The following is a 24,237-nucleotide window of genomic DNA, read 5'->3' as shown; positions in this document are numbered from 1 at the left end:
ACTTTACACGTTATTTTATCCATTATGTTTTTATTTTATAAGGGAAATGGCTCTGAACGAGTGTAATTAATTCTTCTATGGCAATCGGTTTCGTCACAAGTGTACTTTGAACATATTTACAGCCTTCTTGACGAAGAAAGATTGCTTCTTTTTCATTTTCAACACCTTCTGCGATAATTTGCAAATTAAGATCTGTTGCCATATTAATGATAGACTTTAGAACAATTTTCTTCTTAAGAGAGTCGATTGAGATAAGTGAACGATCAAGTTTAACCATATCAAATGGATAACGTACGAGATAGGTCAGAGACGAATAACCTGTTCCAAAATTATCGAGTGCGAGATTCATTCCCAGTGTTTTAATTTGTTCAAGAAAGTGCGCTGATTGTTCAGGATTATTTCTTAAGACAAATTCAGATATTTCAATCATCAGACGCCCTTTGTGGAGCGGATGGCGAAGCAAAGCGGCACGCAATTGACTGATAAAACGAGGATGAATCATTTCTGCGCTTGGTAAATTAATTGAAATAAAGAAAGATTGTTGGGAAAACTTTTCTTGTACATTTATAAGATCAATAATGGCATTATCGATGATAAATTGTGACAAATCCATAACAATTTGTTCATTTTCTACGATTTTTATGAAATCAGAGACATTTAAATTTCCATAAGTGGGATGATGCCATTCTACAATTGTTTCAAAACCAATAATATGTCCATCTGATAAATTAAGAATAGGATGGTAGAGGATTTTCATCTCATTACGTTTTATGGCATAATGAACATCTTTCTCCAGAGTATTATGTTCGAGACCCAAAGTGCGAAAATTAGGACGAAAAGGTTCAATATGGTTTCCACCCATTTGTTTTGCGCGAATCATCGCTAATTCACTATCATTAAAAATATCTTTAGCCGTCGATCGGCTTTCACTCCATGTAACCAATCCGATAGAGGTTGAAAGGATTATTTTGTTTTCTGAAAGTGAAATAGGTGCTGAAATTGTTTTGTGCAAATGATCTGCAAATGCTGCAATTTTTTGTGGTTCGGTTTCACTAAGTAAAATAATTGCAAAGCGGTCTGCTGAAAGACGCGATAAGGTGTCTTGAAAGTTAATGAGACGATTTAAACGACGTGCGATTATAAGCAGTACAGTATCCCCAACTGCTATGCCTAATTTGCGATTAATTTGGCGAAAATTGTCAAAATCAATCATAAAGACAGTCGGTCTAATTTTGATATTTGCTTTCGCTAAAGAGGTATAATTTTGTAGTCTATCAAAGAAAATTTGTTGGTTAGGAAGTCCGGTTAAGCTGTCGTGGATTGCATCATGCAATAAGCGTTCTTCGGATTTTTTATGGTTAGTAATATTGACAATGGTTCCAATGACACGTGTGATTTTTCCATCTTTTTGCATAGCCGGACGTGCACGAAGAGAAAACCAATGATAATAACCACCACCGGAAGAAAGACGAAAAATTTGATCAATGCGCCCTTTTTTATTTTTAAGAATGATATCCAATACAGCTTGAAAGCGTTCACGATCATCATGGTGCAAGGCTGAAATCCAGTTGCGCATAGGTCCATTGAGGTTATGAATTTCAGTACCAAAAAGGGTTGCCATGTTTGGATGTACAACAATACGGTCACGCTCGATATTCCAATCCCAAATAATATTTCCAGCTCCCTTTGCTGCGAGTACTTGTTGTTCCAGGTCGGAAAATATTCCTTCATGGAAAGCGTCATTAGAAAAAGTTTGTTGCAGGACAGTAAAGCTTATGAGAAGAACAATGAGCACTAATCCCCCCGCTAATGCTGGCTGGATAATATCATTGTTTAAATGTCCAGCTATGCAAGCATAGGCTCCAACACACCAAAAGCTAATGAGCAACCATGTTGGAATAAGCATAATAGCGCGGTCATAGCTTCTGATTGAGAAATAGATGATTAATATTATACCAAGCACAGCGGTAAGGCCAAAAGACAAACGCGCAATTCCAGCTGCTCTGATGGGATCATAAATAGCAAAGGCTCCTAGACTGCAAAAGGCAATGGTCCAAGCGATAGCACCGTAACTAAAATGATAATGCCAGCGGTTAAGGCTGAGATAGGTAAAAAGAAAAATGAAGAGTGTAGCAGTAAGAGCTACTTCTGTACCAGCACGCCAGATTGGTTGTGTTGTGAGTGTAACTGCAAAGAATTTATTTAAAAAGTTGAAGTCAATACCAATATAAAAAAGCACTGCCCAAGCAACAGCAGCTGTTGCAGGAAACAGCCCTGTTCCACGGACGACGAAGAGAACAGTTAACAAAAGCGCTAAGAGACCTGATATCCCAAGAAGAATACCATGATAAAGCGTATAAGAATTAATTGCATCTTTATAAGCTTCAGGTTGCCATAAATAGATTTGCGGTAGATTTGCAGAGTTAAGTTCGGCCACAAATGTAACAACAGCACCAGGGTTAAGAGTAATACGAAAGATATCAGAGTTTGCACTAAGTTGACGATCGAGGGAAAAACCTTCGCTTGGCGTTATGGATTGAATCCTTGCTGATCCAAGGTCTGGCCAAAAAAATCCAGAACGTGCCATGCGGTAATGGGGGGCAACAATGAGACGATCAACTTGTTCATCTGTTGGATTTGCAAGAGAAAAAACTGCCCAATTTCCGGAAAATTTTTCATTTTTTGCCTGCACTTCAATACGCCATACAATACCATCTGGTCCTGGCGCTGTACTTGTTTGAAAAATAGAGTTGTTTGTATGGTGAATTTCAATTGCTTTTGAGAGATCAAGAGCAGCATCTTGAGCAGAAATTTTAACTGGCTCAATTGCTTGTGCTGATGTAAGATGGACAAAAGAACTAACGACTACAATGAAAATGATGTCAATTATTTTACGCAAACTCTTCACAATGTCCCACTCTCAATATTTTAGGATGTTTAATTTTCATTTCGATTTTTGAGAAAAAACGTCCACCTTTTATAATTTATTTACATAATAAATTGTTATCACTTTTTCTTAAGTTGTGTGATTTTATATACAAATAAACCACATACCCATTTGCTCCAATAGAACTTGAAGCGAATGAAGTTTTATATTTTAAAAGGGCAAAGTTAAACCATAAATTTCCAGATTTCACGGATATACCTTCACTCATTAGAATCTTTATCACATGAAGTATGAATTGGGTAGTTTTGTACGCCTCTTTGCCCAATATTTCCAAAACTTATTTAATGAGAAGAGCTTTTGTGGTAAATTTTATGATAAAATATGTGATGTTATTGTGATGCTGCTTTGAAAAGAAGTTTTTACTTTAGCTTGTATGAAAGAGTTGACGTTAAATCATCAAAATTTATGAGGGGTCCTACAGGTCCGACAGCAGTTAGTGTTGGTGTGGAGTTTGTAAAAAGACGATGTGCTAAATCAGTTAATCTTTTAGGAGTAATGAGATTGAGGCGTTCAATTGTTTCCGATATTGGAATTGGTCGACCATAAAGGAGTATTTGGCGAGCAATGAGATGTGCTTGACTAGAAGGATTTTCCTGTGACATTGTCAGGTTCGCACGATATTGCGTTTGTGCTCGTTGTAGTTCATTAGCGTGAATATTTTTGCTGACCTTGGAAAGTTCATCAAGAATCACAGGAATAAGTTCTTTGAGCCCTTCTTGTCCGGTAGCAGCGTGAACACCAAAAAGTCCAGTATCTGAAAATCCCCAATGAAAAGCATAAATAGAATAGCATAATCCACGTTTCTCTCTTACCTCTTGAAAAAGACGTGAAGACATACCACCACCAAGAATGATTGAAAGAATTTGGGCCGCATAAAAATCACGCGCGTGATAAGCGCGTCCTTCAAACCCTAGAACAACTTGTGTATCCATTAAATCGCGATATTCACGAAAGTCGCCACCGACATAATTTGCAAGATTAGTAAGAGGTGCGGTTGAATGGGAGCGAAAAGTACCAAGACGACTTTCAACTTCTCGCACGAAACTTTCGTGCTTTACAGCTCCTGCTGCAACGACAATCATACGATCTGCACTATATTGTTTATTGATGAAATCATGGAGATCAGTAGATGTAAATGATTGAATAGTTTTAGCTGTTCCTAAAATAGAGCGCCCAAGGGATTGATGACGAAAGGCTGTTTCTGTAAAATGATCAAAAACAATATCATCAGGAGTGTCATGGGCAGCACCAATTTCCTGAAAGATTACTTGTTTTTCTCGTTCTAGTTCATTGTCGTCAAATTTTGAATGCATTAAAATATCGGCTAAAATATCTATAGCAAGAGGGATATCGCTTTTAAGTACACGTGCAAAGTAAGCTGTTGTTTCAATACTGGTTGTAGCATTTATTTCACCGCCAACATCTTCAATATCGGTTGCAATTTGAAAAGCAGTGCGGTTTTCGGTTCCTTTAAAAGCCATATGCTCAAGAAGATGAGCAATACCATGCTGTGTGGAGGTTTCATTGCGTGAGCCCACTTTAACCCATATCCCGAGGGCAACACTATCAATTTGTTGCATTGTATGTGTGGCGATAGTCAAACCATTACTAAGGCGACATATATCTACATCCATGTATTTACAACTCCATTAATAAGCTAAATACCTCATTGTAAAGGTATTAGAATATTCTTGATTTAAATTAATGCAGCTAACTTTAATAAGATGCACGCGATTTTAAAGAAATATAATCTTTTACTATTTTTTCATCATTAGCAAGACTTATAAAATGTTCTTCGTGTTTCATTACATCATTGAGATGAGATGGCCATGGAGCATGAAGGCCACAAGCGCTTTTAATCGTATCAGGAAATTTAGCTGGATGAGCCGTGGCAAGAACGATCATTGGAATATGCGGTTTTTTGTTTTCACGCGCTACTTGAAGAGCAACCGCTGTATGTGGATCAACAAGATAGCCACTTTCCTTATAGACACTATCAATTGTTTGAGCTGTTGTAGCCATGTTGCTTTTCCCGGCGGAAAATAGGGAACGAATATTTTTGAGTTGCTTTTCATCAAGAGTAAAGAGCCCCGTTTTTTTCAAGTTTTCCATTGCATTGCGAATCCAGATTGGATCACGATTGCCACTTTCAAAGAGCAAACGTTCAAAATTAGAAGAGACCTGAATATCCATAGAAGGTGATGTTGTATGGACTATTGGTTGTGTTTCATAAGTACCACTGGTCAATGTACGTACAAGGATGTCGTTATCATTCGTTGCGATGACCAGTTGAGCAATGGGTAATCCCATACGGGCTGCGACATAACCTGCAAAAATATCACCAAAATTTCCAGTAGGAACAGTAAATGAAACAGCTCTATCAGGAGCTCCTAAAGAAAGTGCAGATGAAAAATAGTAAACAATTTGCGCCATGATACGCGCCCAATTTATAGAATTCACACCTGAAAGTGCTCTTTTTGTACGAAAATTGTGGTCATTAAACATTGCTTTGACAAGGGCTTGGCAATCATCAAAATTTCCTTCAATGGCAATGGCATGAACATTTGAACATTGATTGGTTGTCATTTGCCGTTGTTGAACAGGTGATACACGTCCTTTAGGAAATAAAATAAAAATATCTGAGTGTTCTTTTCCAGCAAAAGCTTGTATCGCAGCTCCACCTGTATCACCTGATGTTGCAGCAATAATCGTTGCACATCTATTTTTTTCAGTCAAAACATAATCCATCAGTCGAGAAAGAAACTGCATTGCTACATCTTTAAAAGCTAAAGTAGGACCATGAAAGAGTTCAAGGATAAATTCATCTGCTCCAGTTTGTCGTAACGGACAGATTGCTGGATGGTGAAAGGTTGCATAAGATTCAGCGATCATATTTTCAAAAGCTGTATATTCGATTTCGTTATTCACAAAGGGCCACAGAATAGTTTTAGCAATTGTTGTATAGGACTGACCACGAAGTGCTCGTAACGCATCAAATGATAGCTGAGGAAATTTATCTGGCAAATAAAGTCCCCCATCATTTGCCAACCCTGTCATGATTGTTTCCGTAAAGCTTAAAGCAGGAGCTTCACCTCTCGTGCTGATATATTCCATAAGTCTTATCCTTTTTTTATTTCTGGCAAATTGGTGAAGTTATTTATTTCACGTTTTTCATAATATTTAAATTATTAAATGGATAGAGCTTCTTTTCTTCTTTTTAACTCAATAATGAAAGGAAATAGTCTTAAGCATTTTTATTTTTAAGATATAAACGTCAAATGTTCACAGAAAATCTGTTGCAGACGAAAATTTCCTCTCTATTATTCACTCACTTAAATTTTACAACGTATCTTCACTTGTGCACCTTCTAAAATAATAAAATTAAATAGATAGAATGGTAGTTACTGAAGAACTTTTGTATAAAACTCAATCATTCATAGTTATTTTATGCTCTTAATACTTTGTAACAATTACATCTGCTAAACCGAATGTTAAAATGATACATCTCAGAATTCACACTGGAAGATTTATAAGGTAATTTTATGGCATTTCGTGCGCAAATCTATACTTTGCATAATCTTTTTTTAGCATAATTTATCATTTTGTATAATAATAGATATTATATTTATGCTATACAGTATGGTAACTTAAAGTTTATCCATAGAAAACATACAACAGCCTGCTAAATGATGTGAAGCAGGCTGTAAAGTATTCTCATTTTTAATAGAAAAAATACTGAGTATCTTTGAATTATTTTCCTTTAATTTTTCCTATTGCACATCCGATTATCCCGCTAAATATGGACATAACAAATCCAGTCAAGAATCCAAAACCTAAAGCTCCTACTGTAGAAAAAATTCCTAGCGTAATTGGTTCAAACACTTTCTCAAATTTTCCTTCAAAGGCAGATTCACTTTTTGCTTTATGAGTGAAACTTGGGACATAAAGAGCCGCTATATCGATAGCTTTTTTCTTTCCTTGTTCTATTAAAGAGACAGTTTCCCATTGAGTATCATTGTTCAAATGATTGGCATGAACATTTATAACTTGTGAAAGCAAAAAAGAAACTGCTATTAAAATATTTAATACGTAAGTTTTCAATACTTTAATCATAATTTTTCACCACTACTTTTACTTTTATTTTAATCTGAATTGAATAGATTCGTCGGCAGAATTAGTGCACATTGAGAGAAACAGAAGCATTTAAAGCTTTTTTCATTCTTAGTGTGATAATTCATTAGTTTTTTGTCATCAACAATCGATCAACACAGAATATATCCATAGTTTATATTTCATATGAGAAGGTTTTATTCTGATGAAATTTCAATTCTAACGAGATTTAAAACACGATATTATTTTACTTATTATCCATCCTAAAAACATGCCTATCGTACTTGATGCATATCCAAGTGCCATCCCCATACCAAAAGCCCCGATTGTAAGAGGTTCAACGACCTTTTCAAATTTTCCTTCAATAGTAGTTTCATTACTCACTCCACGATTTAGACTGGGTCTATAGAGAGAAACGGTATGGACTGCATCCTTTCTTTTCTGCTTTATTGCAGAAACAAAAGTATTCTCACGATGAGTACTATTTTGCAAAGAGTTTGCATGTACATTTACAACCTGAGAAAGAGAAAAGGCAGACATAATGAAAATACTTAATATATGATTTTTAAATAATTTAATCATAATTTACCTCAAATATTTTATACTATATATATGCGTAAATTTATACTTTGGATATTTGGATATAATCTACAACATTTATATTTTGTAGAAAGATGAGCTTCATTATGTAATTATTTACAATAAATTATAGACACATAATGAAGCTAATATTCTAGAGTTCTAGATGAGGTTGAATTATTTGAACATCAATACTATGTCCTTTATCCAACTTATTATCGATCCTATAAAGCTCATTGCATATCCAGTAAACAATAGTCCCATTCCTATAGTTATAGGCTCAACGACCTTTTCTAATTTTCCTTCACCAGTTGTTCCATTTTCTGTTTGATAATTTACAGATGGAACATAGAAAGCAGTCGTAGAAACTACATCGGATGTCGCATATTTTACTTGTTCCATTGGGAAAACAGAAAGTTCCTCTTTTGGAGTATCATTTTTCAAATAGTTTGCATTAACATTTACAGTTTGTGAAATAAAAAAAGTGCTCGCTATAAAAATGCTTAAGATATAATTTTTAAATATTTTTATCATAACTTTACCTCAAATATTTTTAAGTTATATATGTAAGAAATATACATAATGTTTATGTATCTCACACTATATATAATTTATATATTTCAATATGTATTTTTAGTCAATAATAAAAATACATATAAAAATATAACTGTAATTTTTTATAAACATTATTGTAAAAAAGTAACAGTAATAATTACAAAAATATTTTTTAAAAAATTTTATAAAATATCTTATTATGTGTTATATATAAAACAACACGTGGTTATCGTATGATTTTTATAAAATGATATTAATATTATTTTTTTTAATACAATTATAAATAATAAAGTTGATCAAACTTTTTACATAATAAATATATATAAATTTATTTATTATAGATATTATAATAAAAACATAAAAATTATGATGTATTTATAAAAATATTCTTAAAAATTAAAATATTAATGGACATGCTAAAATATTATTATTTATATGAGTTATTATAGATAGTCATTATTTTAATAATATGTGTTATATAGATATTATTAAGTTATTATTCAATGATTATTAATTGCATCATGATAGCATAATACTACTGCTTACTTAACTATTAATTATATACATTTATCTTATAGATAATAATATGTTATAGATACTAAAAAATATACAGCTCTCTCATAGTGGAAAGTAGAGCTCGAATTGGATAGAGATAAATGATATTATCTTTTTCTCGCCAATGTGAGCGGCGTATTACTATGATGCAAAGTGTATAGAAGAATGTCAATTCAGACATATTTATGAGTGCCGAAAGATCAGCATTGGATAATATTTTTCGACATTTTCTTCTTTCCAAACTGAAAAGCCGCTTTTATTTTTAGAAAGGGTGTTTTTCCTAAAGTTGGATTACTTTTGAAAAGATCTGATTTCATTGCTTATTTAAAAAGTCTATTAAGTGCTTTTGGAAAATTTTGAGCAACTACTGGTATCTCTGTACGTTGTTTAACATGATTGTATGTTTCATATTTAAGTGCTTTTTTAAAGAAACCGTTCTCAAGGTACTCAAGCCTATTTTGCAACGCTATATATGATGATAAAGTCCCATAATATAAAATTCTTAGGACATCAGAATTTTTGACGTTTATAAAGAAGAAAGATGGCAGTGCCATACACTTTGCTCGCTCCTAATGTTGCTACTAATTTTTGCCTTTTGAGATAATTCATTAAAAGGAATTTTTATTTCTTTAATTCAGCATATCCAGATTTTAAATGAGAGGATCTTACAATATTCGGTTTTTTTGCTTAATTTGAATAATGATTAATTATTGATTATAAATCAACATGTTGTCTGTAAATTACTTGGTATGAAATGTTTTTTATAAAAGGCACATTTTTCATAAAAATGTATTCTTTTTGTTTTTTGTAATCTTAGGGAGGTTGTACTAATTGATGCTGTTAAAATACTGTTTAAGCAGCAAAGTAAATAAGCCTTCAACAAGTTTACGAGATTTGGATTGAGCAAATATAAGCCCGTGTAACTCAACAAGGACGCTTTTATCATTTTCAATAAACTCTTGTGTTCCATAGATTCCGCGAATTTTAATATTTTTTTCCATGATCAATAGGCACATCCCTTACAATTTTACCATAGTATGTGATTTTTTTGATCAGATGAAAGAGGCTAGCAATTCTCACATCTTATCGAGCAAGGCATCGTAATATTCCTTTTTTGACAAATATAATAATTTATCAGGATGAGCTGCTGAGGTTGGGAGTGGGATATCGGAGTTGAGATAGATAAGCAGGGTTTAATTTTTATGAGTTGGCACCCCTGTTTTTTGCTTTTTTTAAAGCACGTGCAATGGTTAACAGACTTATGATTTCAATGAGGCGCTATATTTTTCCTTCACATTGAGATGCAATTCACCCGTGTCGTGATACGCATTTATTGAAGTTATTATAAAAGGAGCAACGAGAAGAGAAGGACATTTGAGTAAAAATTCTTCTTACAAGAGTTTACAAACTAATATATTCAAGAGATTTTTTTTATAATAGATCGCGCCATATTGCCATTGCTTCTAAAACTTCTCCTAAATGAGCATGTTTTGCGATAACTGTTTCTGCACCAGCTTCTGCAAGTGCATTAGAATGGCCAAAATAGCTATGTGATCCTCCCGTAAAGCCGATGACACGCATGCCTGCTGCTATGGCTGCGTGTACACCATGAAGTGAATCTTCTATAACGATAGTGTTTTGGGGCTCTGCCTGTAATTGTTGTGCAGCAAAAAGGAAAACATCAGGGGCCGGTTTCGTTCTTTTTGTTCCAACTTCAGGTGCTGAAAATATTTTACCTTCAAAAAGGTCATAGAGATCAACCGTGGTGAGCATCTCTTTTATATCTACGCTTTTTGCATTAGAGCAGATACAGTAGGGATAGCGTGTTTGAATAATTTCTACAGCTTCTCTTACATCATCAATAGCCCGTAATTTAGTTTTTATTTGTGTACGAAAAATATTAGTCATTTGGTCTATGAGATGAGCAGAAATTGGTTTTTCTGTTTCCTGTTCAACGTGTTTAAGAATATCGCGAAAGATAAGCCCTGCAAAACGCTCACTCAATTCTTCGGGTGATATTTCATACCCTGTTTGTTTGAGCAATTGTGATCCAATTTTTGCTGCAAGATATTCAGAGTCAACGAGAACTCCGTCACAATCAAAAATAATAAGATCTATCTGAGGCATAAGATATTCCTTTACATGTTACGAGATGGACAACTTTCATGAAAACGATATTGAGAGGATCTTATTTCATAAAAATAAGTTTTGAAAATGATTCTTAATTCTTTTACGAAATAAAAGATATGGGAACAGTACATTGAAAAAAAGAAAATTAAGGTTTCATTCATGTGAAAGTTTTTTTTTACTAAAAAAACAAAAACAATTATCAATTTTGTAGAATTTTAACGATACGTTTACGCTATTTTGTAAATATGGATTGGTAATGCGGGCCTATAAACTATTTTAGTTGATTATAGGGCAAATTCAGTTAATTTTGTTGGGTTTTTCATGACAGTTATTCAGCTTCAAAAAGATTTCCTTCGTATTCCCTCACAAATGCCATGGCGCAATAAAATTTTTAAAGGAGATTGTGTTTCCGTTCTAGAAAAACTTCCAAAACATTCTGTTGATATGATTTTTGCGGATCCACCCTATAATTTGCAATTGGATGGAGCTTTATACCGTCCAGATCATTCGCTTGTTGATGCGGTTGATGATGCATGGGATCAGTTTGAGAGTTTTGCTGCTTATGATGCTTTTACCCGTGCATGGTTGCTTGCTTGTCGTCGTGTATTAAAACCCAACGGAACACTTTGGGTTATCGGATCTTACCATAATATTTTTCGGGTTGGAACGGCATTACAAGATTTAGGTTTTTGGATGCTTAATGATATTATTTGGCGCAAGAATAATCCGATGCCTAATTTTCGAGGGCGCCGTTTTCAAAATGCTCATGAGACGCTTATTTGGGCCGTGCGAGATCAAAAAGATAAAAAGTACACATTTAATTATGATGCCTTAAAAGCGGCAAATGAAGATCTACAAATGCGTTCAGATTGGCTTTTCCCTCTCTGCACTGGAGCTGAACGTTTAAAGGATGATTCAGGGCGTAAATTGCATCCAACACAAAAACCGCAAGCGTTATTAGCGCGTATTATTATGGCTTCTAGTAAACCTGGTGATGTTATTCTCGATCCGTTTTTTGGTTCGGGAACAACAGGTGCTGTTGCCAAGCTTTTAGGGCGTGATTTTGTTGGGATTGAACGCGAGCAAGATTACATCGATGCAGCATGTGAGAGAATTGCGGCGGTTCAACCTTTAGCGCAACCAGAACTAGCGATTTTGGATAGAAAAAAAGCAGAACCGCGCGTAGCATTCAACAGTTTGCTTGAAGCAGGTTTGCTCTATCCTGGAGAAGTTCTTTATGATCGTAAGAAGCAAGTATCTGCTATTGTAAGAGCTGATGGTACGATTATGCATGGTGGTGAAGCGGGTTCAATTCACGCAATGGGAAGAAAGGCTCAAGATTCGCAGAGTTGTAATGGTTGGACCTTTTGGTATTACGAGGAAAATGGACGGTTGAAGTCCATAGATCATTTAAGAATGATTATACGTTCACAAATGTTAAAAACGGGTGTTTTATGAACTAAGCTGATCGCTTCATTCTATTGACCACCAATGTACCTGATCTTGATTAAGATGGACGTGAGGGCGTTTTATGCCTTTCTTAGATGTTTTTTATTGACACACTAATCTCGCTTGTAAGCGGCAAGCGAGTATTTTTATGCTTCTTGTAGAAGAAATTAAAATGAGAAATTTTCACTCTATATTCTAGTTTTAGTTCCAAGACAGTAAAATTTCAATATAAGCTTATAAAAATGAAATATCAGAATTAAAAGGTTCATTCAGAAGTTCCAAATTAAGTGCTTTTTTGAATACGTACATCTGTAAAGTGCGTAAAATGTATTTATTTATAAAGATAATTTAACGCAACTCATATTGAATTGCCCTCGGAATATCGTCAAGTTTTTTCATTTCAAACTTGTTCCATATTGAATCGATGAAAATTACTTGCTTGCATGTCATAAACGGGGTTGGCGTGTGAATAAAAATTGTTAACGAAAGAACTAAAAGTACCTCTTATGAACCGTTTCACGTACCAAGGGATGTTGAGGGGGCTGGTAAATATAACGATGGAGCCGACTTACTCCTTCATAAGCGAAAAAAGGATAGAACCTGAAATTTAAATTTAAGATTTTTAAGCTTTTCTATCCCTCCTTAATTCTTATCTGTAGAAAAAATTGGTTATTTCATTTTTTTAATTTTTCTTTTGCAGATTAATAAATAATCGCTAGAGATACAAAAGTCTCTGTTAGAAAACATTTTTATGAATAGGGAAGGTTATTTAAATCTGAAAGAATTGGGAAGTGCTACGGAAATGGCTTTTTTCATAACAGTAGGTAATGCTTCTTCGGTAAGATGTTGAATGTTACACCACCAACCATTTTCACAATTCATTTCATGAACATCTTCGGTATAGTAAACATCGAGTTTTAGAGAAAAGTGAGTAAAAACATGTGTAATTTGTCCCTTGAATTGCCAATTGGCAGTAAAGGGTGCGTTTTGGAGCCCATTTTCGTTGTTTATGCCAATATTGTTAGGAATTTGGGTCATTCCACCAAGGAGCTTTTGCGTCTGTCGTTTTTCCAAATAAATTTGTCTCTTTTTATTAAGGATCACAAAAGCAATACCTGTTTTTGAAGGGCGTTCTTTTTTAGGGGCTTTAACTGGAAAAGACTCCGGTTGTTGCATCTTTTCTGCTTTGCATAAACATTGAAGAGGGCAGGTATAACAAGATGGTTTGCGTGGAGTACAAATTGTTGCTCCCAAATCCATCATTGCTTGAGCAAAGTCACCAGGACGATTTAAAGCAGTAATTTTTTGTGTTTTTTCTTTAATTTCAACTTTTGCTTTTTGCAATATTGAAGTGATAGCAAAAAGTCGCGCTACCACACGTTCGACATTACCATCAACCACTGCTACAGGGTGGTTAAAAGCAATCGCAGCAATGGCTGCGGCAGTATAATCTCCAATACCGGCTAGAGTTCGCAATTCTTTTACAGATTGTGGAAATTGTCCCGCGTAGTTTTCAACAAGCTGTCGCGCACATTTTTTAAGATTACGTGCGCGTGAATAATAACCAAGTCCAGCCCATGCTTTCATGATATCATCTTGTGAGGCTTTTGCTAAAGAGAAAAGATCAGGCCATAGTTTTAGAAATTTTTTAAAATAAGGCTTAACTGTTTCAACGGTTGTTTGTTGAAGCATGATTTCAGAAAGCCAAACTTGATAAGGATCAGGACGGATACCTTGTTTTTGCTTTTCAGGGGTAATCCGCCATGGAAGATGTCTGTGATTTTGATCGTACCAAGCAAGGAGGTGCGAAGAAATTTCATACATGATTGCTTTCAAGCATAGGGAGATATAAAATGCAAAAGAAAAAATTATTTATTTTGTAATTCATGTTTTTTGCTCTTTTATTGTCAAGGCTCTGGTGAGAAAAGGCTTTTTATTTTGTTGATATTTCATAAATTGAGGAGGCAACAATTTCTAGATGAAACAAATGATTTTAATTTAGTAAGCGGTTGAACAATGATCTAAAAATGAGAAAACAGCTTAAAAAACGTATCTTTTATTCTCTTTCTGAGACGGTATACAAAATACTTGATCCAGTTTTACGCAAACGGACAGGGCTTAATGTAGCGCTTATAGAACATTGGCCACAGATTGCGGGCTATGATATCAGTGAACATACAATGCCGCTTAAAATTATTTGGAAACGTCGTGCAGATCAAGATGAAGTTTTTCAGCCAGCAACACTTGTTGTCGCATGTGAAGGATTTGCTGCGTTAAAATTGATGCATGAAACAGAGGAATTACTTCATAGAATTAACGGATTTTTTGGCTACATTGCTATTGATCGCATCAAGATTGAGCAAAGGAGTATGTCGGTTTTTATGAATCACTTGCCTCTAAAACCGCCTTTGAGTGAACAAGACAAAAAATGCGTGGAAAAAATGCTTGAAGGAATTGAAGATAAAAGCTTGCACCAAGCACTTTATAAACTTGGCTGTTGCATTTTCTTGGAAAAAAATAATAAATAGAAAGATATTTTATATATTTTTCTTTAATATATGAGAAAGCATTGGATTCCTATTTGTTAATAACAACAGAAAAGTATTATTTATGGTAAAATATCGTTCTTTTTTATCTTTCGGGATAATTTTTCTCTTCATAACGATTGTACAAAACAGTGTAACAGTTGCTTTAGCGCGTGATCCCAAACCAGTGGCAACAACTGTTGATATGGCAGAGCTTCTCCAATCGGGTAAAGTAAAGGATCGCTTTGAGGGAGAGGCGGATGCACCAGTCGTCATTGTTGAGTATGCTTCGTTGACATGTACCCATTGTGCGCATTTTTATAATGATATACTTCCCCAAATTCGTAAAAAATATATCAAAACAGGAAAAGTAAAACTTATTTTCCGAGAATATGCTTTTGATCCTCGGGCAACAGCAGGTTTTATGTTGGCACGGTGTGCACCAGAAGATCGCTATTTTCCTTTGATAGAAGTTTTATTTCAAAAACAAAATGAATGGGCTTTCGGAAAAAATGCTCTAACACCATTGAAAAAAATTGGCTTAATGGCTGGTTTTACAGATGAAAGTTTTACTGCTTGTTTGAAAAATCAGTCCATTTTAGATGAAGTAAATGCATCTTTTGAACGCGGTAAAGAGCTTGGTGTCACAGCAACACCTACTTTCTTTATTAATGGTAGTAAATATGAAGGTGCCATGAAAGTAGAAGAATTTTTTTCGGTGATTGATAGTTTTCTTAAAAACTGAATCTTAATCTTCCAGAAGATGGATAGTGATACTTTTGGCCATTATCTCCTTTGGAAGGATTAATATTATGCATTTATGAAGCGATATTGTTTTTGAGCCAATTTTGAATCAAATTATTGCTTTTAAATGAGCCTCGGTTGAATGATGTTTTGATGCTGATATGGGAGGATTTGTACAGTGAAAAAATGGGTTTATAGTTTTGGAGATGGAAAGGCAGAAGGAAGTGCAAGTGAGCGTAACCTTCTCGGAGGTAAAGGGGCTAATTTGGCAGAAATGAGTAATCTTGGTTTGCCCGTACCGCCAGGATTTACGCTGACAACAGAAGTTTGTAATTTTTATTACGCCCATGACAAATCATATCCAGAAGAGCTACAGGAATCTGTTAAGCAAGCACTAAGACGTGTTGGTGAACAAACAGGACGTGAATTTGGGAGTGAGCAAAAGCCACTTTTGCTGTCTGTTCGTTCAGGGGCTAGGGCTTCTATGCCAGGGATGATGGATACAGTGCTTAACCTTGGCATGAATGATGAGACTGTAAAAGCCATTGCTTTACAAGCCAATAATGAACGTTTTGCTTATGATAGTTATCGGCGTTTTATCCAAATGTATTCTAACGTTGTTTTGGGGCTAGACCATTCGTATTTTGAAGAGATTCTTGATGAAGCAAAGGCATGCAATGGTTACACTATTGATACAGAAATGACAGCAGATGATTGGAAGAATGTTATTATTTCTTATAAAGCCTATGTTGAAGAAAAATTAGGAACTCCTTTTCCACAAGATCCTGAACAACAGTTATGGGGGGCAATTGGAGCCGTTTTTTCAAGTTGGATGACGGCACGCGCAGTTACTTATCGCCGTTTACATAGCATTCCTGAAAGTTGGGGAACGGCAGTTAATGTGCAAGCTATGGTTTTTGGTAACATGGGAGAAGATTCGGCAACAGGTGTTGCTTTTACACGCAATCCATCGACAGGGAAAAAAGAACTTTATGGTGAATTTTTAGTTAATGCGCAAGGGGAAGATGTTGTGGCGGGCATTCGAACGCCTCAAAATATTACAGAAAGTGCGCGTATTGTTGCTGGTTCAAATAGACCGTCGTTAGAAAAAATTATGCCTGAGGCTTTTTTGAAATTATGTCAGATTGCGCAGAAGCTTGAGCAGCATTATCGGGATATGCAAGATCTCGAATTTACCATTGAAAAAGGTAAATTATGGATGCTTCAGACTCGTTCAGGAAAACGCACGGCTCGTGCGGCTCTCAAGATGGCAATTGAAATGGTTGAGGAGGGGTTAATAAACCGTGAAGAGGCTGTGATGCGTATTGATGCAAAGTCGCTGGACCAACTTTTGCATCCAACACTTGATCCTAAAGCAGAACGTTTTGTTATAGGACGTGGTTTACCTGCTTCTCCTGGAGCCGCAACTGGTGAAATTGTTTTTACTTCAGAAGAGGCAGAAACTGTGTCGGCGGAAGGTCGCAAAGTTATTTTGGTCCGTGTAGAAACAAGCCCAGAAGATATTCATGGTATGCATGCTGCAGAAGGAATTTTAACAACGCGTGGCGGTATGACAAGTCACGCTGCTGTTGTTGCGCGGGGGATGGGAAAACCATGTATTTCTGGTGCTGGCAGTGTGCGGATTGATTATAACACAAATACGTTGTTTGCCTCAGGAGAAAGCTTAAAAAAGGGTGATGTTATCACAATTGATGGTGGAAGTGGAGAAATTTTCAAAGGGAAAGTTGCAATGTTGCAGCCTCAGCTTTGCGGAGACTTTGCAAAATTAATGGAATGGGCTGATGGGATGCGACGTATAAGAGTTCGCGCTAATGCTGATACACCATCTGATGCCCGTATGGGGCGATCTTTTGGGGCTGAAGGTATAGGTCTTTGCCGTACGGAGCACATGTTTTTTTCTGATGAACGTATCGTTGCTATGCGTGAAATGATTTTAAGTCATGATGAAAGTGGTCGTCGTAAAGCACTAGATAAGCTTTTGCCAATGCAGCGTTCAGATTTTAGTGAATTATTTGAAATTATGTGTGGTTTACCTGTTACTATCCGCTTGCTAGATCCACCATTACATGAATTTTTGCCTAAAACGAAAGCAGAAATTCTTGATGTTGCAACAGCTATGGGGGTTTCTGCTGAAGTTCTTGCTGAACGCGCTCAGCAGTTGCACGAATTTAATCCTATGCTTGGATTACGAGGATGCCGTTTAGCTATTACTTATCCTGAAATTGCAGAAATGCAAGCGCGGGCGATTTTTGAAGCAGCAGCAGAAGCTGCCCAAAAATCTGGATCTCCTGTTATGCTTGAAATTATGGTGCCACTGGTTGCGCTTAAATCTGAACTCGATTTTGTAAAAGCGCGTATTGATCAGGTTGCTGAAGAAGTGATGAAAGAAAAGGGAAGCACTATTCAATATATGGTTGGGACGATGATTGAACTTCCAAGGGCGGCGCTTCGAGCAGATGAAATTGCTGAAACTGCTGAATTTTTTTCATTTGGAACAAACGATTTGACACAAACTACTTTTGGGATTTCCCGTGATGATGCTGCTCCTTTTTTAGCAACCTATTTTCAAAAAGGTCTTTTAGAGCAAGATCCTTTCGTGTCTATTGACCGTGATGGAGTAGGGGAACTTATTACCATTGCTGCACAGCGTGGACGTTCAAAGCGTGCAAAAATAAAATTGGGAATTTGCGGTGAACATGGAGGCGATCCTGCTTCTATTACTTTATGCGAAGAAAATAACCTAGATTATGTTTCGTGTTCTCCTTTTCGAGTACCAATTGCTCGTTTAGCAGCAGCTCAGGCCGCAATAGCAAAAAGGATGTAATGGGTTAATATTTTTTGTTGTATCGTTATTACTGAAATAAATTTTTATATATTCTTTTATTTTCTTTAATAAAGGGAATAAAAATGCTTCTAAAATGCACGATAAGTTATGTTACGCGAGAAAGTGCTTTTTTTAGAAGTTTATAAGAAAACATATAAAGCAGGATAGACAAAGATGTATTATTAATACACTTTCTATTGAAGAACCTCTTGATAGAGAGAAACGTGTTATTGTGCAGTCAATTTACGCGTTTGCTTTTTTATGGGGGAATGAGCTCCTCACGCAAAATAGAATGCTCCAAACAAATGTATTTTTTTGCACATCATGCTGTTTGAGATAGACATCTCTCAGTGGATGTCCATTTCACATTGACATTCGTGGAATGGGGATTATGTAAACTCCCCGTAAGTTTATAAACTCCACTATACGCTACCATCTTTACCTTTATGAAGGAATATCAAAGTTATACAATATGTTGATTTATAATGATATTTTTTTATTTCTTATATTGAACAAAAGCTGTAAATATCATAAGATCTTCTCATTTCAACTTCTTTTATAATGAATCAATCAAAACCATGTTTTTTGCATGTTATAGGCGGGATGAGCGTCTGTGGATAAAAAAATAAAGCAAGGATATGCCTCTTATGAATCGTCTCAAGTGTCAAGAGTTGTCACAAATTGAAGGTAGGTACAGTGTGTAATGGTGCTGGCTTGCTTTTTCACAAGTGTAAAAATAATAGCGCGCGCGCAGTAGGGGCTGCTATTATTCACGGGCGTTGTTGTGAAATGGTCTTGGGTGCTTTAAGAGATGTTTTTTTAAGAAAGCCCGTGAATGGCAATCCAAGTGTATTTCGTTTGGGACATTTTGTTTTGCGTGAGGGGGGAGTGAGTTCAAAAAGACATGTGATAAATAAAAGCATGAGGCAATAGGTAATCTCCATTATTTTAAAGATATTGCTTTAGATGTCTTTGAAAGGCGTAAAGCTGAATTAAAAGGAAATGGCAAAGATGAAAACTGGTTTTTACCTTAAAATTTCATATTCTTCCCAAATTAGGCTGTCTCCCTGTTTTAAGAGATTATACAAACAGAGATGCGCAATATTCTTGCCTCCATTTGGCATACAAAAGCTATAACAGCTGAGAAAAGTACTAAACTGTCTTAACATTTGTTTCAAATATACTGCTGCGTTAAATTTAGATGTTGATTTATAGGCAATATTAAACACACACGCTATCTTAGGAAAACAATGTCATAAAACACATAATTTTCCAGCAATAGATTGGAGAGAAGTGCTGTTTTTTTCAGATACTTTGCAAAACAACAACCATAACACAACTAGCTTTACGTCTACTTATCCTTACAGGTGTTTGCATAAATTCTTTGCATCATATTTATAAAGATCAAATTGACGATAATATATGGACAATTCGTGGTTCGATAATATGAAAGGTTTACGTGATACTACAAAAATTTTGTGTCCTTTTATCATCAGAAGCAATAAAAATGCTAGAACAAGCGCGTTTTCTATTTTGCAATATTTCTTTTTTCTGCAATCGGTTGTGGTTTTCTTGCAGCAAATTATACGGCTCAATATGTAATGTGTAAGAAAACCATTCTGATTGATTGAATATAAGAGGGCTTGAGATGAAGGAATGTTTGAGGGGAGCATTAAACAAACGAAAGATGAATTATCATTATAAATTAAGAGATTATTTTTATAATGTAGATGATTAGCTTCAATTAAATAAACCAATTTCACGCATTTTCATTAAAATTGTGTGATTAATTTTACCTGTTACAGGAAGATCAAATATTTTTTGAAACTGTTTTAAAGCTTCTATCGTCTTTTGATCTTCTATTCCTGTGACAATAACCTCTTCATTCCCAAAAATATGTAAAGCTTTTTGCACTTGTATAATATCTTCAACAGAAGGCTCTAAAATAGCTTCTTTTAAGTGTGTCATATTTTTTGTATTGTTTGTTTCTATTTCGCTTTGCTTAATTAATATCGCGATTTCATCTGTTGCGGGATTAGATAGAACATTCTTCTGCATTCTCTGAGCAGTTTGCTGTTTCCATAAAGTGATGGCTCGGCGTGTTTTAGGTCCTTCCAATCCATCTAAGGGTCCATCATAAAGGCCTAATTTTGCTAGTTCTTTTTGCTTTTCCAGCATGCTTGCTGATTGAGAGGATAAAGATAAATTTGTGTGGTTATGATTTTGAGAATGTACAGAAGTTACACGGGAGAGTTCTTGTGATTTTTCTTCTTTTTCCGATAAAGTAGAGCTCTTACCTATACTTTGAACAGAGGAAAATTTCATTTGAGTTAAAATATTTTGATGCGTTGTCATTTGCGAAAATAAAGCATTAAATGAAATAAATAAAAAACTAATGCTAAAAAGAAGAGATCCAACAAAAAATAAAGTATTTTTTCGCGTATAGAAATAAAGAGTTTTTGCACTCCAAAAAATAAAATGAAAAATTATAAGAAGAAGTGTTATAACAATACTACTATAGTATTTACGGTGTTTTACAGTTTTTTTTCGGTATGTCTTTCGTTTTGTTGCCATTACTTTTATTTTCAGTTGCGTTTATTTTTTACAAAGAAACAAATATAAATTAGGAAACGAATATGAATCAGTTCTTACTTCCAGCCAGAGAGAAGTGCATTGACATTATTGATTTTTCCTTTCAAACTCCTAAAATGAGCAGCTTCATTATATCAATTTATAAGTTGATAAATCAACAAGAGTTCTTGGCAACTTTTATTCATTTCATTTTGACAAGTCTTTAATGTGTATAAAGAGAGCACCAAATGATTAGCATTCAAGATCATTTTGGTGTTTGCAAACTGCATTATCACATATAATTATCTAAACAATAATGCCACGTTATTCTTCATTTTGGGGCATATGTTTGCCTATTATTTAAAATAAAATTGAAAATATTTGCATATAACACTAAACAGATGACAATCATTATCTATTCTTTATAATTTACATATAGATGGTTACTTATCCATAAACGGTTTGGTAAAATATAATTATCTCTTAATATAATTATATTTTAGTGTAAATAACTTCGTATCAATTAAATTGATTTACAATGTTATAGAAAAACTGGTCTTGAGATCTTTAGATGGAGTTGTAAGAGATGCATCTATTGTTTAATATTTTGATCGACATGTTGATCATGTTTATGATGTGCTAGTAAAAATTTTATAGATAATATAAATGTTTTATCGACACTAGAGTCAGAATAACAGAATTTTACTCTTTTTAGCTTTTTCAACTAAGCTAAGATGGTGAGCTATTATCTAAAATAAGTATGTACACGACATAATTATATCTCTCATTTTTTTACCATAGTATGTTCATTAACATGATCAGCCTGTAAGTGTATAATTTTGATGTTAATTTTTTACTGAATAGACAATGTATCCTATTTTATACGGCGGAATTGTGCCATATTTATAAAAAAGCCAATGATATAGACCCAATACATGAATACTCAATTTTATAAAAAGCACATTTTATAAATTGTTTATAAAGCAACAGTATATAAAATGCTTCTTTTATTGTATTTACCACTGCGCTACATTGATTATCCATGATACGTTTTTTAATCAAATTATTATTATTATTATTTTTTATTTTTGTCATTATTTCATTTTTTGTAGCAGATCCAAGCAGTAATCATTCTTCTAGCCCCAAAAATAATGAGACAACAACGAGCGATGTGATTATTGCTTTTAAGGAAGCCTTAAATGATTTAGGCGCATTTTGTGACCGTAATATAAAAACCTGTAAAGTAGGAAAATCTTTTTTAAGTTCACTTGGCGAACGCGCATATTACGGTGCAAGAGCTGCTTATGAATATTTAGGGAACATATTAGGGAACAAAAATAATATCAGAGACTTCCCCTAATGTTTCTTACAAAATAGAAATACAAGAGTTCTTACAAAACCATGAAATGTTATCTTGAAATAAGGATTTTTAACGTTCTTCGTGTTATTTATATTAGGAAGAATAAATATTTATTTTTTATAAGTGTATTTAAGAATGATTATTCAAACGAAACAGGACTAAAATAATGGCGGAAAAAATCGGTACTATTATAGAGAACTTTTCGCTTTTGGATAATTGGGAAGATCGTTATCGTTATGTCATCGAGCTTGGCTATGAATTGCCACCTTTTCCGGAAAGCGCTCGAAATGATGCTCACAAAGTTCCTGGTTGTGTTAGCCAAGTGTGGCTTTTATCTTCACGTAATAACTCAGAAGATCCAATATTGACGTTTCAAGGTGATTCCGATGCTCATATTGTGCGTGGACTCATTTATATACTTCTTGCTTTTTATTCAGGCAAAAAAGCTTCTGAAATTCGCAATTCTGATGCTCAAGAGCTTTTTGAAAAACTTGGTTTAAATGAAAATCTTACACCACAACGATCAAATGGTTTGAAATCAATGATTAAACGGATTCGTAACGAAAGCTATATGTAATCCCCTTGATAGAAATTGCTATATATACAAAAGCTTCACACAAAACATGTATACTAAAATCAACTTTATACACGAAACCATTTTTTCGCAAAATAAGATTATTTAGTTTTTTTCCGTTTGCTTTTGCGTCCAAGACCCATTTCTTTGGCCAAAGCCGATCGTGTTTTTGCATAATTAGGCGCCACCATAGGATAAGAACTATCTAACTGCCATTTTTCACGATATTCCTCTGGCAACATTCCATAATGTGTCATGAGATGACGCTTTAGAGATTTAAACTTCTTTCCATCTTCAAGGCAAATGAGATAATCAGGAAATACTGAACGTTTTGGATTAACGGCAGGCCTTTGTTTTTCAACTTCGACTTCTGTTAACTCTAGATTCCCTGCTTTACGAAAAGCAGCATGGACATCAGCAATTAAACTTGGCACTTCAGTCGGTCGAATAGAATTATTACTCACGTAGGCAGCAACAATATCAGCAACCAATGTAATAACTAAATTGCTTTCAGTCTCTAAGACTGCACGATGTTCCATTCTTGTTTCCTTTAATTTAAAATTGAGTAATTCAAAATCGAGATATAGTGCATATACTCATGATATAAAGATCTCATGCACATGAGTTTCATATTGTACAAAAATCTTTTTTGTCAATTCAATTATTCTATAAAATTGCCAAAACACAAAAAAATCAAATAAATACCCATTTTTTGTCATAATATACAATAAGAAAAACGAAATTATTACATGCTAAAATATATTTTTAGCCTATAACATATCATACATAATATATAATACATCACAAATATAAAAAGATATAGGATGAAATTTATTTATTTTTTTGAGAACGTAAAAATAAAATTACTAATTATAAAAATATAATATATAAATTATTATTTTATGTTTTGAATACTTATAATTTAGTAAGTTTATTTTTAATAAATTTCAAATTTATTTTTATTATTTATATTTATTAAATTTAATAATAAAAAACAATATATATTACAAACATGACACAATAGCATTGTTTATAATATAAAACTATTCATTAAAACGACATAGAATATTTTTATTTTTTATAAAGTAATAATAATATTTATGATATATTTATTCATTTCTATAAAATTATGCGATTATACTGTTTCAAAAAAAATCAATTCTTTTTCTCATAGTTTAATTGTTTTACCAGTCACTTTCATTATAAAAGTGGTATTATATCCCTAGAAAACAATAGCTGTGATATGTAATGAACAGAAAGGTATTAGTTTAAAAATTATCATGGCACTATTTT

At 34.2% G+C, this 24,237-nt stretch carries 17 protein-coding genes and 1 pseudogene; 6 read left to right on the top strand and 12 right to left on the bottom strand.

The genetic code is table 11. The annotated features are described in order from the left end of the window. Positions 1 to 22: 22 nt before the first annotated feature. The 9 genes from ACFILH_RS08940 to ACFILH_RS08900 all read right to left on the bottom strand — a co-directional run bounded on the left by ACFILH_RS08940 (position 23) and on the right by ACFILH_RS08900 (position 10,873). The gene (locus ACFILH_RS08940) at positions 23 to 2,908 is read right to left on the bottom strand and encodes an EAL domain-containing protein (RefSeq protein WP_375667674.1); all 2,886 of its coding nucleotides are present in this window, start codon (positions 2,906 to 2,908) and stop codon (positions 23 to 25) included. 398 nt (positions 2,909 to 3,306) lie between these two features. After that, the gene (locus ACFILH_RS08935) at positions 3,307 to 4,581 is read right to left on the bottom strand and encodes a M16 family metallopeptidase (RefSeq protein WP_375631389.1); all 1,275 of its coding nucleotides are present in this window, start codon (positions 4,579 to 4,581) and stop codon (positions 3,307 to 3,309) included. Positions 4,582 to 4,663: 82 nt separating this feature from the next. After that, positions 4,664 to 6,061, bottom strand: coding sequence for a threonine synthase (gene thrC / locus ACFILH_RS08930; protein WP_375643150.1), 1,398 nt, complete (start codon positions 6,059 to 6,061; stop codon positions 4,664 to 4,666). Between the two features lie 636 nt (positions 6,062 to 6,697). Continuing rightward, entirely contained in the window at positions 6,698 to 7,060 is a 363-nt protein-coding gene (locus ACFILH_RS08925) for a hypothetical protein (RefSeq protein WP_273791361.1), read from the bottom strand. Positions 7,061 to 7,276: 216 nt separating this feature from the next. Next, positions 7,277 to 7,639, bottom strand: coding sequence for a hypothetical protein (locus ACFILH_RS08920; RefSeq protein ID WP_273791362.1), 363 nt, complete (start codon positions 7,637 to 7,639; stop codon positions 7,277 to 7,279). Positions 7,640 to 7,813: 174 nt separating this feature from the next. Then, complete coding sequence (locus ACFILH_RS08915; protein ID WP_273791363.1) at positions 7,814 to 8,170, bottom strand: hypothetical protein; 357 nt, start codon at positions 8,168 to 8,170, stop codon at positions 7,814 to 7,816. An 896-nt stretch (positions 8,171 to 9,066) separates the two neighbouring features. After that, complete coding sequence (locus ACFILH_RS08910) at positions 9,067 to 9,300, bottom strand: hypothetical protein (protein WP_273791557.1); 234 nt, start codon at positions 9,298 to 9,300, stop codon at positions 9,067 to 9,069. 273 nt (positions 9,301 to 9,573) lie between these two features. Next, a complete protein-coding gene (locus ACFILH_RS08905; protein WP_375643148.1) occupies positions 9,574 to 9,747 on the bottom strand; it encodes a hypothetical protein in 174 nt (57 codons plus the stop codon). 430 nt (positions 9,748 to 10,177) lie between these two features. Then, a complete protein-coding gene (locus ACFILH_RS08900; RefSeq protein ID WP_375667673.1) occupies positions 10,178 to 10,873 on the bottom strand; it encodes an HAD family hydrolase in 696 nt (231 codons plus the stop codon). Positions 10,874 to 11,245: 372 nt separating this feature from the next. Here ACFILH_RS08900 and ACFILH_RS08895 point away from each other — a divergent pair, with 372 nt between their 5' ends. Next, positions 11,246 to 12,334 carry a site-specific DNA-methyltransferase gene (locus tag ACFILH_RS08895; protein ID WP_375613050.1) on the top strand — a complete coding sequence of 363 codons (1,089 nt, stop codon included), beginning with the start codon at positions 11,246 to 11,248 and terminating at the stop codon, positions 12,332 to 12,334. A 756-nt stretch (positions 12,335 to 13,090) separates the two neighbouring features. On the opposite strand, the gene mutY is transcribed toward ACFILH_RS08895, so the two are convergent. Continuing rightward, positions 13,091 to 14,149 (bottom strand): A/G-specific adenine glycosylase, encoded by a 1,059-nt coding sequence (mutY, locus tag ACFILH_RS08890; RefSeq protein ID WP_375667671.1) that lies wholly within the window; start codon positions 14,147 to 14,149, stop codon positions 13,091 to 13,093. Between the two features lie 203 nt (positions 14,150 to 14,352). On the opposite strand from mutY, the gene ACFILH_RS08885 reads away from it, so the two are divergent. The 3 genes from ACFILH_RS08885 (at position 14,353) to ppdK (ending at position 18,439) form a co-directional block, all read left to right on the top strand. After that, the gene (locus ACFILH_RS08885) at positions 14,353 to 14,853 is read left to right on the top strand and encodes a DUF721 domain-containing protein (protein WP_273791561.1); all 501 of its coding nucleotides are present in this window, start codon (positions 14,353 to 14,355) and stop codon (positions 14,851 to 14,853) included. 82 nt (positions 14,854 to 14,935) lie between these two features. Next, positions 14,936 to 15,595 carry a DsbA family protein gene (locus ACFILH_RS08880; RefSeq protein ID WP_273791562.1) on the top strand — a complete coding sequence of 220 codons (660 nt, stop codon included), beginning with the start codon at positions 14,936 to 14,938 and terminating at the stop codon, positions 15,593 to 15,595. 177 nt (positions 15,596 to 15,772) lie between these two features. After that, positions 15,773 to 18,439, top strand: a complete 2,667-nt coding sequence (gene ppdK, locus ACFILH_RS08875; protein ID WP_375631392.1) for a pyruvate, phosphate dikinase — start codon at positions 15,773 to 15,775, stop codon at positions 18,437 to 18,439. A 1,740-nt stretch (positions 18,440 to 20,179) separates the two neighbouring features. Here the strand turns inward: ppdK and ACFILH_RS08870 are convergent. After that, the gene (locus ACFILH_RS08870) at positions 20,180 to 21,013 is read right to left on the bottom strand and encodes a peptidoglycan-binding domain-containing protein (protein WP_375631393.1); all 834 of its coding nucleotides are present in this window, start codon (positions 21,011 to 21,013) and stop codon (positions 20,180 to 20,182) included. A 1,039-nt stretch (positions 21,014 to 22,052) separates the two neighbouring features. On the opposite strand from ACFILH_RS08870, the pseudogene ACFILH_RS08865 reads away from it, so the two are divergent. Both ACFILH_RS08865 and ACFILH_RS08860 read left to right on the top strand, forming a co-directional pair. After that, a pseudogene (locus ACFILH_RS08865) lies at positions 22,053 to 22,428 on the top strand (DUF5330 domain-containing protein). Between the two features lie 108 nt (positions 22,429 to 22,536). After that, a complete protein-coding gene (locus ACFILH_RS08860) occupies positions 22,537 to 22,947 on the top strand; it encodes a SufE family protein (protein WP_375637421.1) in 411 nt (136 codons plus the stop codon). A 98-nt stretch (positions 22,948 to 23,045) separates the two neighbouring features. On the opposite strand, the gene ACFILH_RS08855 is transcribed toward ACFILH_RS08860, so the two are convergent. Beyond that, positions 23,046 to 23,483 (bottom strand): MucR family transcriptional regulator, encoded by a 438-nt coding sequence (locus tag ACFILH_RS08855; protein ID WP_012754848.1) that lies wholly within the window; start codon positions 23,481 to 23,483, stop codon positions 23,046 to 23,048. Between the last annotated feature and the right edge of the window lie 754 nt (positions 23,484 to 24,237).

It is taken from the genome of Bartonella sp. CL435QHHD (assembly GCF_042195095.1).
Lineage (GTDB): Bacteria > Pseudomonadota > Alphaproteobacteria > Rhizobiales > Rhizobiaceae > Bartonella.
Note: the sequence above shows the minus strand (reverse complement) of the source record. Positions and strands in the feature narration are given on the sequence as shown.